The sequence below is a fragment of the Shimia thalassica genome (assembly GCF_001458215.1).
GTDB lineage: Bacteria > Pseudomonadota > Alphaproteobacteria > Rhodobacterales > Rhodobacteraceae > Shimia > Shimia thalassica.
In genome coordinates this window covers 77,160-89,996 of record NZ_CYTW01000003.1, presented here as the reverse complement: position 1 = coordinate 89,996, position 12,837 = coordinate 77,160, and the positions used below count along the sequence as shown (strand labels likewise).

Sequence of the window (12,837 nt, the reverse complement as noted above, 5' to 3'; positions counted from 1 at the left end):
CCTAGTTCCATGGCGACGAAAACACAATTGGCAAAGCTGGGTCTATTTGACGCGAAAGTACCGCGTTACACAAGTTACCCGACGGCACCGCATTTTCATAATGATGTAACTCCCGAAACTTTCGGGAATTGGATCAGTGCGATCAAAGATGATTCGCAGATTTCCCTTTACGTGCATGTCCCGTTCTGCAGGCGGCTATGCTGGTTCTGCGCATGTCGGACACAAGGCACGGCAACGGCCTCGCCTGTGGCGGCCTACGTCGAGACCCTCAAGTCCGAACTTGCGATCCTGAAGGCAAATCTGCCCGACGGCATCACATTGTCGCGGCTACACTGGGGGGGCGGCACACCGACCCTTCTCGAGCCTGCCATGATGGAAGACCTCGCCGGAGCGATCTTTGACGTGGCACCGATGGCTGCCGATGGTGAATTCTCGGTTGAAATTGACCCGAACGAGATTGACGACGCACGCCTTGCGGTCTTGTCCGCGGCCGGTATGAATCGCGCCTCGATCGGGGTTCAGGATTTCGACGACGAAATCCAAAAGACCATTGGCCGCATTCAAGGATACGAAATCACCCGCGATGCCGCAGAGATGATCCGCGCCCATGGCGTCAAAAGTCTCAATGCCGATATTTTGTTCGGGCTGCCGCATCAGACAAATGCCCGCATCACGGAAAGCGTGCAAAAACTGTTGTCGTTGTCACCGGATCGCGTCGCACTTTACGGCTATGCCCATGTTCCATGGATGGCAAAACGTCAGCAGATGATCCCCTCCGAAGCTTTGCCAACTCCTCAGGAACGGCTTGATCTGTTCGAAACCGCACGGAAGCTGTTTCTTTGGGACAACTATGACGAAATTGGCATCGACCACTTCGCCACCAAACAGGATGGTCTGTCCATCGCCCAGAAAAACGGAACCCTGCGCAGAAATTTCCAAGGCTACACCGACGACACCGCAGAGGTGCTGATCGGTGTTGGGGCCTCTTCTATTTCGCGCTTCCCCCAAGGGTACGCACAAAACGCGCCTGCAACGTCCGCTTACACCACCGCCGTACGGGAAAAACGGTTTTCAACCAGCCGCGGCCACGTATTTAGCGGCGAAGACAAGCTGCGCAGCCGCCTGATCGAAGCCTTGATGTGCGATTTCAAAATTGATTCCGCCGAAATCCGAGAGTCATTTGGCCTGCCAGAGGCCGATCTTCAAAAGCTCTATCGCGGCGTGATGGAAGCCTTTCCTGATATGCTTAACCTGACGGCTGACGGTCTTTCAATTCCGATGGAAGCACGGGCATTGACGCGCATGATTGCGCGCGCATTTGACGCCTATGATCTGGATAAAGCCGGGCACAGTTCGGCAATTTAGAACAGAAAACGCCAGCCTTTGATGAAAGGCGGGCGTTCTTTTTCCTGCTAAATCACTCAAAGATCAGGCGCTGCAGCCAGCAAATCGCGGGTATAGTCGGTTTGTGGATTTTGAAAGAGCGCTTCCGCCTCTCCCTGCTCGACCACGTCCCCTGCCTTCATCACCATGATCTTGTGACTCATCGCGCGCACGACGTGCAGGTCGTGGCTGATAAAGAGATAGGCGAGCCCGTATTTCCGCTGCAGATTCCGCAGCAGATCCACAATCTGAACCTGCACCGTCATATCCAACGCACTTGTGGGTTCATCCAGCACTACCAGCTTGGGCCGTAGGATCATTGCACGCGCGATTGCGATGCGCTGACGCTGGCCACCGGAAAATTCGTGCGGGTAACGATCCATCGAGGCCGGATCCAATCCGACTTCTTCCATAACTTCCGCAACAAGATCACGTTCGCTTCGCCCGTCGGGATTGCCATGCACCCCAAGGCCTTCTGCGATAATCTGTTCGCACGTCATACGCGGACTAAGGCTTCCGAACGGGTCCTGAAAGACAATCTGCATATCTTTGCGCAGATCACGCAGTTCACGGCTCGACCAGCTGCGCACATCTTGACCGTTAAAGGTGATCCCGCCTTCTGATGCAATCAGACGCATAATGGCCAAAGCCAATGTCGTTTTCCCGGATCCCGATTCGCCGACAATCCCAAGCGTTTCGCCTGAGCGCACGGAAATGGTCGCATCGTTGACGGCCTTCACATGGCCCACTGTTTTGCGAAAGAAGCCGCGCTGGATTGGGAACCAAACCTTGAGGTTTTCCGTCTCAGTAATCGTTTCCGCATCTTGCGACACAGGATCAGGCGCCCCAACGGTGCGGGCACTCAAAAGGGTTTTTGTGTATTCGTGCTGTGGATTGCCAAAAATCTGATCAACGGGCCCTGCCTCGACGATCTCGCCGCCTTTCATCACGCAGACCTTGTCGGCGATACGTTTCACGATCCCCAAATCATGCGTGATGAACAAAAGACCCATATCCTCGGTCTTTTTCAGATCTGCCAACAGTTCAAGAATTTGCGCCTGAATGGTCACGTCGAGGGCCGTCGTCGGTTCGTCCGCAATCAGCACATCGGGCTTGTTCGCCAGGGCCATCGCGATCATGATCCGCTGTCTTTGCCCACCGGAAAGCTGGTGAGGATAGGCACCCAACCGGCTTTCGGCATCGCGGATGCCAACCTTGGCCATCAATTCAAGAATACGTGCGCGGGCGGCATCTCCAACGATGCCCTGATGCAAGGCCAAGGATTCTTCCAACTGCTTTTCAAGAGTGTGCAGCGGATTGAGAGATGTCATCGGCTCTTGGAAAATGAACGAAATATCGTTCCCCCGCACCTTGCGCAGCAACTTGTCTTCCGCGCCGACCATCTCTTGGCCGTCATAGGTGATGCTGCCGGAAATCTCGGCACTGGAGGGCAGCAACGACACGCTCGACAGGGCCGTTACGGATTTCCCCGAACCGGACTCACCGACCAAAGCAACGGTTTCTCCCCGATCAACGGAAAAAGACACACCTTTCACGGCCTGGACAGATTCCCCGTCTTGGCGAAAGGCAACGCGCAAGTCTTTGACTTCAAGAATGCTCATAGGTGCGTAACCCCGTTCAAGACAAACACACCCCAAGCCGCGCCACCTGCAGTAAAGGCCAAACCGGCCCAGCCCATGGACCGCCCCGTTTGTTTCATCAAGGCAGCGAAGGCCACAGACGCCAGCGTTGGTGCGAGCAATAGAGTCGCAAACACCGCCCCCTTAAGAGACATCCTCGTACTCAGCATGTCATATCCCGCCCAAAGAAGGATCATGACAGACAGGAACATAGCCGTGCCAACCACCCCGTTCAGCTGGCATTGCAGCTTGTTTTCGCAGACAGGCGCGCTCATGAAAACGTCTTTCGTGGGTCAAAGGCATCACGGACACCTTCGAAGATGAACACCAGCAGCGACAACATCAAAGCGAAGGTAAAGAAGGCCGTGAATGCCAACCATGGTGCCTGAAGGTTCTGCTTTGCCTGCAGCGTCAACTCACCCAGCGAAGGGGCGGTTGACGGAAGGCCGAACCCGAGAAAATCAAGACCCGCCAAAGTCGAAATCGTTCCCGTTACGATAAAGGGCAGCATCGTGACCGTCGCCACCATCGCGTTAGGCAGCATATGGCGGAACATGATCACGCGGTTGCTGACGCCAAGAGCCTTGGCCGCGCGAACATATTCGAGGTTACGGGCGCGCAGGAATTCTGCCCGCACCACGCCCACCAAGGCCGTCCAGCCGAACAGCACCGTCAGGAACACAAGCAGCCAGAAACTGCGCCCCAAGATCGCGAACAGTATGATGATAATATAAAGGCTGGGTGTAGAGCTCCAGATTTCGATCACCCGCTGGAAGATCAGATCAACCCAACCGCCAAAGTACCCCTGAATGGCGCCGGCAATAATACCGATAAAGCTGGCCAGAGTGGTGACGATCAACGTGAAGAAAATCGACAGACGGAACCCGTAGATCACACGCGCCAGAACATCGCGTTTTCGGTCATCCGTGCCCAGCAAGTTATGGCCGTTCGGTGGCAAAGGTGCCGCGCCGGGCCGATCAACCGGTGTGTCAAAAGAATACGGAATAGGAGGCCATATGGCCCAGCCTTTTTGATACCCGTCTTCCGCGTAGTTGCCCGCCTTAACCTCGGAAATGATCTCTTCCGGTTCATCAAAACAATAATCTACACCGCCGGTGGCAATCAGACATTGCACGACCGGATCCTTGTAATCCGCCTCGGTTTTGAAATCGCCACCAAAGGCCGTCTCGGGATAGAACTTGATTACGGGCACATAGTATTCGCCGCGATAGTTGACGACGATGGGTTTGTCGTTCGCCAAGACTTCGGCGAACAGGGTCACGAAGAATGCGATGGAAAACAGGATCAGCGACCAATAGGCCCGCCGATTCCGCTTGAAATTCCGCCAGCGGCGCTGGTTCAGAGGAGACAAAGCCATCAGCCCTCCCTCTTCTCAAAATCGATCCGCGGATCAACCAGAACGTACATCATGTCCGACAGAATTCCGACAACAAGGCCAATCAGTCCGAAAATGAACAGCGTTCCAAAGATCACTGGATAGTCCCTCGCCACAGCGGCTTCAAACCCCAGTCGACCCAATCCATCCAGAGAGAAAATCGTCTCGATAATCAGCGATCCGCCAAAGAACACACCGATAAAGACCGCAGGAAAACCGGCAATCACAATCAACATCGCATTCCGGAAGACATGGCCATACAAAACACGGCTTTCCGAAAGGCCCTTAGCACGGGCCGTGATGACATAGTGTTTCTTGATCTCGTCCAGAAACGAGTTTTTGGTCAACAAGGTCAATGTTGCAAAGGCCGCAATCGTCGATGCTGCCACCGGCAGCGCGATGTGCCAAAGATAATCAAGAATTTTGCCAATGGCCGTCAGGTCGTCAAAGTTGTCGGAGGTGAGCCCCCTCAACGGGAAAATTTTCCAGTATGATCCACCGGCAAACAGAACCAGAAGCAAGATCGCAAACAGGAAACCGGGGATGGCATAGGCCACGATGATGGCGCCACTGGTCCATGTGTCAAAGGGCGATCCGTCGCGAACGGCCTTTTGGATGCCCAGCGGGATGGACACAAGATAGGCAATTAGCGTGGACCACAGCCCCAACGTGATCGACACCGGCATCTTTTCCAGAACCAGATCGGTCACGGAAATCTTGCGAAAGTAACTCTCGCCGAAATCCAGCGTCATGTAGTTGCCCAACATGGTGATGAAACGCTCGAGCGGAGGTTTATCAAACCCGAATTCTTTTTCGAGTTGCGCAATGAATTCTGGCGGAAGCCCTTGGGCGCCCGCATATTTGCTGCTGCCCCCTGCACCACCGGTGAAGTCATCTGCTTGAAGGTTACCGGCATCCTGTCCGCCTCCGGCAAATCCTTCGAACACGTCACCCTGCCCTTGGATTTGGGCAATGACCTGCTCGACCGGACCACCGGGCACGAACTGAACCAATGTGAAGTTGATAATCATGATCCCGAGCAAGGTCGGAATGATCAACAACAGCCGTCTTAGGATATAGGCGCCCATTCAGCTATTACCTCAGCGCGCCTTCGGCCTTAAGCTTGGCCGCTTTATCTGCATTGAACCACCAGAAATCCAATTCGCCCAGCGCATAAGGCGGCAGCGGTTTAGGATATTCGTACTGGTTATAATAAGCAACCCATGTGCTGTCATTGTACCACACGGGAATCATGAACCGTTCCCAACGAAGGACCCGATCCAGCGCCATCAGGGCGACGTCACGATCTTCACTGGTTTCGGTTTCCAACGAGATGTCGATAATCTTGTCGACCAAAGGACTGGCAAGGCCAGCAGGGTTGAACAAACTAAACGCCGCTTCTGCGGAGCCATAGCGCTGGTGCAGGCCTGTTCCGGTATCCAAAAACGCGACATAGTTATCAAAGACCAGATCATAATCACGGTCCCGCTCTCGCAAGGTGTATTGTGCGGGGTCAACTTTTTCCGTCGTGGCATCAACACCCATGCGGCGCAGGTTTTGAATGAATACTTCCACAAAAGCACCCAGCGTGCCTGATGCCGAAGACGGCAGTGGGAAGTTGATCTTCAGCGTTTCACCAGCAGCGTTACGGCGCATGCCGTCATCACCAACGTCCCAGCCCGCCTCGTCCAACAATGCCATTGCGGTGCGCAGGTTCCGCCGGTCGATCTCGCGTTTGGGGCTTGATTCATGCGCCATCACAGCGGGTTCACTCAGAATTTCCTCGGGCACCAGATCACCAAGGCTCAGGAACAATTCGCGCTCTTTGCCCTCTGGGACACCGATTGCCTCGTGTGGGGCACCTTGCACAAACGAATGACGCTGTTTGAAAAGGCCGAACTGGAGTGATTCATTGGTCCACTCAAAGTTATAAGCCAAAGAAATCGCCTCGCGCACGCGCCGGTCCTGCAAATCCTTTTTGCCAAGGTTGAACACAATCCCGTTTGGTGTGGGCGGTGTGCCGTCCGGAAGCTCTTCCTTCAGAACCCAACCTTTTTGGATACCCGGAAAATCATACCCTGTGGCCCACTGTTTGGAATTGCCCTCGGCGCGGAATGTGTATTCACCAGCTTTGAAAGCCTCAAAGGCCGCCGAGTCGTCCGCAAAATATTCGATCCGGATAAAATCAAAATTGTGGCGCCCTTTGTTGATCGGCAAATGCCACCCCCAGTAATCAGGGTTACGCTTATAGACGATCCGCCGGTTCACATCATAGCTGTCGACCATATAGGGTGCCGACCCGATTGATGCCTCCATACGCGGCTCATCAAGACGAGCACCGGTTTCCTCGAACCATTTTTTGGACCACACCGGTACGCCACCAACCTGATCAATCAGGCTGCGCCGCGAAATGCCTTCGGCAAAGGTAAACTTGACCGTGTGATCATCCAAAGCTTCCGAGCTTAGAACCCGTTTCTTCACAGCCTGCGCATAAGACGGCAGACCTTGCTCAAGCAAAAGATTGTGGCTGAAGACCACGTCATGAGCGGTAACTGGCGATCCATCCGAGAAGGTCGCCTCTGGACGCATATGGAAAATGACCCATGTTTTGCCTTCGTCGTATTCGAGGCTTTCCGCGAGCAACCCGTAAGTTTCGCCATACACATCGGCAGGAAGCCCTGCGCCACCTGCAGGGGCCTCTCCAAGAAGGCTTTCATACATCATCCAGCTATAGCGCCCCGCGCGGCCCTTGCGGCTGTAGGGGTTCATCGAATCAAAGGTGCCTGGTGCCCAAAGTGCGATTTCACCACCTTTGGGGGCATCCGGATTCACATAGTTAAAATGCGTGTAGTCCTTGGGATAAGACAAATCACCGAAGTAGGAATAGCCGTGGCTTTGAATGATTTTGCCCTCTTCGGCACGGGCGGATTGCCCGGCGATCATCAGCGCCACCGCGGCAGCACCCGCGGCCAGCCAGCGACCAAAATGTGCAAAACCCTGTATTTCAACAGCCTGAACGCGTGTGCGAGACATGGCTCTTCCTTTTTCTGCCGGACTTTTCGTCGTTATTCTTGTGGCTCAAGCTAAAGTGCCACCCCCCCCAACTTCAAGGTGAGATTGCATAAACAAGCTGTGAAATGCCCGTGCGATCCCAAAGCGGGGGGCATTCCGGATGTGATACCGCCTGCGGTTATGGATTTAGCGCGCCTGCAACCCCATGCAAATCACAGCAGGATCAAAACGAAAAAGGCCGCTGTATTTCTACAGCGGCCTTTGACTAACTCTGTTGTGACGCGCGATCAGTTGCCGATGCTGTCCAGATAAGCGATCAGGTTTGCGCGATCTGTTGGCTTTTTCATGCCAGAGAAAGACATCTTGGTGCCTGGTGCGAATTTCTTGGGGTTTTCAATAAATCCGTTCAGGTTTTCAGGCGACCATACGTCTGCAACTGCAACCAGTTTGCCAGAGTACCCAAATCCGGGCACCGAACCGACTGCGCGGTTCACAACACCAAACAGGTGCGGGCCGGTCGCATTCGCGCCGTCTTCCAACTTGTGGCAAGCTTTACACTTGCTAAAGGCTTTTGCGCCTTTGGCAACGTCTGCTGAAGCAATCAATTCTTCAAGCGACGGGCCTTCTTCGGCTTCTTCGGCACCGTTGCCGTCTTCACCTTCGACTTCGATCACATATGCCTGTGCGGCGTGATCGCCGTGGCCACCGCCACCAACGTGATACAGGGTTTCTGCGGCCCATGCACCCAGCAGAAGGATCAAAAGAGACCCGCACAGTGCGCCGAGGGTCTTGGTCATTGTCATCGTGTCAAACATGCTACGTTTCCGTCTCGTGGCGTTTGCGGGGTATCTATCCGCTTCCTCTTACCAAACGCAAGGTATAGTTACCGCGACGAAACGCCCACGCTGGCGCAAAGGACGGAAAAGCAACAGATGACCAAACGCATCGCATTTCAGGGAGAACCCGGCGCATATTCGCATCAGGCCTGTCACGAAGCCCGCCCGGATATGGAAGCCCTTCCGTGCAATACCTTCGAAGAAGTGATCGCGGCTGTACGCACCGGCGAGGCCGACCTCGCGATGCTGCCAATCGAAAACACGACCTATGGACGTGTTGCCGACATTCACCGTCTTTTGCCTGAAAGCGGGCTTCATATCGTTGACGAGGCTTTCGTGCGCGTCCGCATCAGCCTTTTGGGACAACCCGGTGTTACCTTGGAAGACATCGACATGGTGCGTGCGCACCTTGTTTTGCTGCCACAATCCGCGAATTTTCTGAAACTGCACGGCATCAAAGGCGTCGCCGCTGCCGACAGCGCGGGCGCAGCCAGAGTGCTTGCGGAAAGTGACGCGACAACCGAAGGCGTGCTCGCATCCGAGTTGGCAGCCGAGATTTATGATCTCAATGTTCTGGCGTCAGACATCGAAGACCACGGCCACAACACCACCCGCTTTGTCATTATGTCGCGTGAACCGGATATGTCGCGCCGTGGCGAACTTGAGATGATGACGACTTTTGTCTTTGAGGTGCGCAACATTCCGGCTGCGCTTTACAAGGCGATGGGTGGTTTTGCGACCAACGGCGTCAACATGACAAAACTGGAAAGCTATATGGTCGACGGATCGTTCACGGCGACGCGATTTTATGCAGATATTGAAGGCCACCCCGACGATCCGCCCGTACGGCGGGCGCTGGAAGAGCTGGATTATTTCACCAACTCGCTGTCGATTTTGGGCGTTTATCCGTCTGCCGAGCCGCGCCATCTATAGATAAGCGGCCCAAAAGACCGGTTGAAGGCTGTTTAAGCCAGCTTGGAATAGCGGGCTTCCATGTCTTCTGCGTAAGCGACCATACGATTCTTCAAACGTTTGTTGATGTTGCCGGACGCCAGCTTGGCCGATTGCAGCAACAGGCGCGCCGTCAAAGTGCGCGGTTTGAGATTCGCCCGCAGGTTCAGGCGTGTCCGGGTGCGGGATAGGGCGACAAGCTCCACATCAATGCGCGAATCAAGACCCTGCAACGTACCCTCAAGCGCTAATTGGTTCGGACGGTCAAACTCAACAACCTCCAAAGACATGTCACGTGTCTTGCCACGCAATTCGAACCGGATGTTCCAGGCCGCGCCAACACCGGGCGCTTTGAGCGTGTCAGTTCTAGAGATTTCGGCGCCGCGTCGCATTGCCGAACGCTCGTGGCGTGGAAAATCCGTCACCATCTCGAAAGCCTGTGCGATCGGGACGTCCATATCTGCTTTTGTTGAAATATCCATATCACTGCTCTTAGGGTGTTTTTATCAGTTTCGCGTTAATCGATCCGGTCTGCAAGCCAGTTGCGCAGAAGGAAATGCGCAATTGCACCTTTTCGCGCGGGTTTCAGCACAGGATGCTGCCCTGTAAAGGCCTGCATCATCTCTTCGCGGCTGACCCACATGGCATCTTCCAGCTCGGCCGGATCCACTGTGATTTCTTCGCTCAATGCCTCGCCGCGACAGCCAAACATCAAGGATGAAGGAAAGGCCCAAGGCTGGCTGGCGACATATTCGACATCACCGACCTTGATGTTGGCCTCTTCCACAACCTCGCGGCGCACGGCGGCCTCAAGCGTTTCTCCGGGCTCCACAAATCCGGCAAGAAGCGAGTACATACCTTCGGGCCAACCCGGGCTGCGCCCCATCAGAACGTTGTTGCCCCGCGTGATCAACATGATCACAACCGGATCGGTGCGCGGAAAGTGATGCCCCCCACAAGAAGGGCAATCGCGCTGCCAACCCGCCATAGCCATAACGCTTTGCTCACCACACAAGGCACAGAACCGGTGGGATCGATGCCAGCCGAAAACCGCCTTGGCCGTCGCGGCCAGCTCCGCATCTCTTGCGCTCAGTTCGGGCATGATACCGCGCAGTTCACAAAACACCTGCCCCGCGTCCAAAAGCGGATGATGCTGTTCACTGCGATCAAGGAAACTGTCCAGCGCATCACTATCCAAGGCGTCAGGCGTCCAGTTTGAAATATCGTAGGCGAAGCAGTCTCCGCTGTCTTCCCGCCCGAGATAAATCGGCTCGGAAATCGCTTCCTTCAGCACAACATGATCCATCGGAAGCCGGACAAGTGTCCCGCGATCCTCGGCATGTACCAACGGTTTGCCGCGCCACAGCAAAATCGCGGTTGTTCCGGCAGACTGCTTGGCTTTGCTTAATCCTTGGGCATCACCGCGCAAATGCGCGAACCGGTCCAGACCTGAACCACCAAAAGTGACCGTTTCAGCATGTTTCATGTGCGTCTCCTGTTCCCTTCCGATTGCCATGCCTTGCGCGGGCGGGCAATCGAAAGGTGGCCGTTCACCGTCATAAAGATGTGAATGCACAATATCTTTTCGATCCGGGGAGTTTCTGAATTTCTACTCTTGTAGATTTTCTGTCAGGGTGATTCTGTAATCAGGTAATTTGTGCGTTTTCGTTTTCTTGTTTTCTTTCAATACTATCGATGCAGAAATGGCAGCCAATACAGTGCTCAATTCAAACTCGAAAAATGTTGCTCTTACGGTCCTCGCAACCAGCGATGTGCACGCCAACCTGCTGTCTTATGACTATTACGCGGATGCAGCATCCGACCGTCCCGCGCTTTGCCGTGTCGCCAGCGTGATTGCCACGGAACGTTCCAAATCAGAAAACACGCTGTTGCTGGATAACGGTGATTTCCTGCAAGGCACTCCTTTGTCGGACCTGTTCGTTGACCTGTCGCCACCGGACACGCTCGAAAATCCAGTGATCTCGGCAATGAACCATTTGAAATATGATGCGGCCGCTTTGGGGAACCACGAATTCAACCTGTCTCTGAGCGCCCTGAAGGGTACATTGTCCGGTGCCCATTTCCCCTGCCTTTGCGCCAATCTTGTGCCAACCAAGGCGGGTGCTGCGGAAACAAAAGGTGTATGGCAGCCCCACGTCATGCTTGAGCGGGCCGTCACCGATCAAGAAGGTGCACAGCACACCATCAAGATTGGGATTTTTGGTGTGATGCCGCCGCAGGTATTAAGCTGGGATCGCTCGCGGATCGGTGAAAAACTGGTTGCTCATGACATCGTGCAAACGGCTCGTGACTGTGTGGCCTCCCTCAAATCGCAGGGGGCAGATGTCATCATTGCCTTGGCCCATACCGGCCTAAGTGGTGTGCCGGTGTTTGCGGGCATGGAAAACGCCGGTGTTGGCGTCGCGGACATCAAAGGGATTGATGCGCTTGTTCTGGGACATTCCCACCTCGCCTTTCCGGGTAAAGGTCAACCGGATCACCCCGCACTTGATCCTGAAAACGCGCGTATACATGGCACTCCGGCACTAATGCCGGCGGCGGGCGGGCGTTTTCTCGGCAAGTTCGACCTGACTCTATCACCAACAGACTCCGGATGGAGCGTCACTTCGGTGCATGCCGAATTGCTGGATGCCTCCCCCGAGGCGGCCCAAGAAGACCCTGCTTTGGTCGAGATCCTGCAACCAGCCCACAACTGGCTTCTGGACGAAATTCGCCGCCCCGTGGGGCGCGTTGATCAACCCCTTCACAGCTATTTTGGTCTGCTGCCCGGCAACATGGGCGTTCAGGTCGTGGCCGAAGCACAAGCCCGATACGTAAAGGCACAGCTGTCCGGCACCCCCTATGCGGAACTTCCGCTGCTCTCGGCAAGTGCGCCACAGAAATGCGGCGGTCGTGGCGGGACGGCGCATTTCACCGACATACCGGCGGGACCTATCGCCCTCAGCCACATTACCGATCTCCAATACTTCCCGAATGACATCTGTGCGTTGGTCATGACAGGAGCCGAGCTTGTAGACTGGTTAGAAATGTCCGCGAGCATCTATCGCCAGATTCTGCCGGATCAAGGGGACCAGCCTTTGCTTGATCCTGAGTTCCCCCCGTACAACAGCGATACAATTTTTGGAGTGCGGTACAGAATCGACCTGTCCCAACCCGCCCGATATGGCCGCGATGGCAGTATTCAGAACCCAGCCGCAAACCGCATACATGACGTCCAGTTTGAAGGGGCACCAATTGATCCGGCCCAAAAATTCGTTGTTGCGGTAAACAACTATCGCGCTGGAGGCGGGGGGTATGTCCCTCACATCACGCCCGACCGGATCATTCTGGAAAAGACGACCAAGGTACGCGATCTGATCACTGCCTATCTGGTAGATGTTGATGGGAGGTTGGGCAAACCACAATGCCCATGGGCCTTCGCGCCGGTTTCTGGTGCGGCGGCCACGTTTCCAACCGGGCCCGCCGCGCAACCCTATTTGCAGACGTCATCGGATGTGACCCTTGTCTCGAAACAGCCCGACGGATTTTTACTCTGTCGTTATGATCTTGCGTGACGGCTTCGGCTTGCATCAGACGCACCGACCGCATATATGACCCC

At 55.0% G+C, this 12,837-nt stretch carries 11 protein-coding genes; 3 read left to right on the top strand and 8 right to left on the bottom strand.

What is annotated here, in order from left to right:
* Nucleotides 1–9: 9 nt before the first annotated feature.
* Nucleotides 10–1,365 (top strand): oxygen-independent coproporphyrinogen III oxidase, encoded by a 1,356-nt coding sequence (hemN, locus tag PH7735_RS13630; RefSeq protein ID WP_058311955.1) that lies wholly within the window; start codon nt 10–12, stop codon nt 1,363–1,365.
* Between the two features lie 56 nt (nt 1,366–1,421).
* Here the strand turns inward: hemN and PH7735_RS13625 are convergent, their stop codons facing one another.
* From PH7735_RS13625 to PH7735_RS13600, 6 genes are all read right to left on the bottom strand, one after another.
* A complete protein-coding gene (locus tag PH7735_RS13625) occupies nt 1,422–3,005 on the bottom strand; it encodes an ABC transporter ATP-binding protein (RefSeq protein WP_058311954.1) in 1,584 nt (527 codons plus the stop codon).
* Nucleotides 3,002–3,298, bottom strand: a complete 297-nt coding sequence (locus tag PH7735_RS13620) for a hypothetical protein (RefSeq protein WP_058311953.1) — start codon at nt 3,296–3,298, stop codon at nt 3,002–3,004. Before PH7735_RS13620 ends, PH7735_RS13625 begins: the two co-directional genes overlap by 4 nt.
* On the bottom strand, nt 3,295–4,401 hold the full coding sequence (locus PH7735_RS13615; protein ID WP_058311952.1) for an ABC transporter permease: 1,107 nt from the start codon (nt 4,399–4,401) through the stop codon (nt 3,295–3,297). The genes PH7735_RS13620 and PH7735_RS13615 overlap by 4 nt, the downstream gene beginning before the upstream one ends.
* The gene (locus tag PH7735_RS13610) at nt 4,401–5,507 is read right to left on the bottom strand and encodes a microcin C ABC transporter permease YejB (protein ID WP_058311951.1); all 1,107 of its coding nucleotides are present in this window, start codon (nt 5,505–5,507) and stop codon (nt 4,401–4,403) included. Before PH7735_RS13610 ends, PH7735_RS13615 begins: the two co-directional genes overlap by 1 nt.
* Nucleotides 5,508–5,514: 7 nt before the next feature.
* Complete coding sequence (locus tag PH7735_RS13605) at nt 5,515–7,452, bottom strand: extracellular solute-binding protein (RefSeq protein WP_058311950.1); 1,938 nt, start codon at nt 7,450–7,452, stop codon at nt 5,515–5,517.
* Between the two features lie 266 nt (nt 7,453–7,718).
* Entirely contained in the window at nt 7,719–8,246 is a 528-nt protein-coding gene (locus PH7735_RS13600) for a c-type cytochrome (protein WP_058311949.1), read from the bottom strand.
* A 117-nt stretch (nt 8,247–8,363) separates the two neighbouring features.
* On the opposite strand from PH7735_RS13600, the gene PH7735_RS13595 reads away from it, so the two are divergent.
* The gene (locus PH7735_RS13595; RefSeq protein ID WP_058311948.1) at nt 8,364–9,200 is read left to right on the top strand and encodes a prephenate dehydratase; all 837 of its coding nucleotides are present in this window, start codon (nt 8,364–8,366) and stop codon (nt 9,198–9,200) included.
* Nucleotides 9,201–9,232: 32 nt separating this feature from the next.
* Here the strand turns inward: PH7735_RS13595 and PH7735_RS13590 are convergent, their stop codons facing one another.
* Together PH7735_RS13590 and nudC are read right to left on the bottom strand one after the other, a co-directional pair.
* On the bottom strand, nt 9,233–9,700 hold the full coding sequence (locus PH7735_RS13590) for an SRPBCC family protein (protein ID WP_058311947.1): 468 nt from the start codon (nt 9,698–9,700) through the stop codon (nt 9,233–9,235).
* Nucleotides 9,701–9,735: 35 nt separating this feature from the next.
* Nucleotides 9,736–10,704, bottom strand: coding sequence for an NAD(+) diphosphatase (nudC, locus tag PH7735_RS13585; protein ID WP_058311946.1), 969 nt, complete (start codon nt 10,702–10,704; stop codon nt 9,736–9,738).
* 217 nt (nt 10,705–10,921) lie between these two features.
* On the opposite strand from nudC, the gene PH7735_RS13580 reads away from it, so the two are divergent.
* Nucleotides 10,922–12,793 (top strand): bifunctional 2',3'-cyclic-nucleotide 2'-phosphodiesterase/3'-nucleotidase, encoded by a 1,872-nt coding sequence (locus PH7735_RS13580; RefSeq protein WP_058311945.1) that lies wholly within the window; start codon nt 10,922–10,924, stop codon nt 12,791–12,793.
* The last annotated feature ends 44 nt before the right edge of the window (nt 12,794–12,837 follow it).

Excerpts from the sequence above, each read along its gene's own strand:
- hemN (WP_058311955.1), top strand. The coding sequence starts at position 10 with ATGGCGACGAAAACACAATTGGCAAAGCTGGGTCTATTTGACGCGAAA.
- PH7735_RS13625 (WP_058311954.1), bottom strand. The coding sequence starts at position 3,005 with ATGAGCATTCTTGAAGTCAAAGACTTGCGCGTTGCCTTTCGCCAAGAC.
- PH7735_RS13620 (WP_058311953.1), bottom strand. The coding sequence starts at position 3,298 with ATGAGCGCGCCTGTCTGCGAAAACAAGCTGCAATGCCAGCTGAACGGG.
- PH7735_RS13615 (WP_058311952.1), bottom strand. The coding sequence starts at position 4,401 with ATGGCTTTGTCTCCTCTGAACCAGCGCCGCTGGCGGAATTTCAAGCGG.
- PH7735_RS13610 (WP_058311951.1), bottom strand. The coding sequence starts at position 5,507 with ATGGGCGCCTATATCCTAAGACGGCTGTTGTTGATCATTCCGACCTTG.
- PH7735_RS13605 (WP_058311950.1), bottom strand. The coding sequence starts at position 7,452 with ATGTCTCGCACACGCGTTCAGGCTGTTGAAATACAGGGTTTTGCACAT.
- PH7735_RS13600 (WP_058311949.1), bottom strand. The coding sequence starts at position 8,246 with ATGTTTGACACGATGACAATGACCAAGACCCTCGGCGCACTGTGCGGG.
- PH7735_RS13595 (WP_058311948.1), top strand. The coding sequence starts at position 8,364 with ATGACCAAACGCATCGCATTTCAGGGAGAACCCGGCGCATATTCGCAT.
- PH7735_RS13590 (WP_058311947.1), bottom strand. The coding sequence starts at position 9,700 with ATGGATATTTCAACAAAAGCAGATATGGACGTCCCGATCGCACAGGCT.
- nudC (WP_058311946.1), bottom strand. The coding sequence starts at position 10,704 with ATGAAACATGCTGAAACGGTCACTTTTGGTGGTTCAGGTCTGGACCGG.
- PH7735_RS13580 (WP_058311945.1), top strand. The coding sequence starts at position 10,922 with ATGGCAGCCAATACAGTGCTCAATTCAAACTCGAAAAATGTTGCTCTT.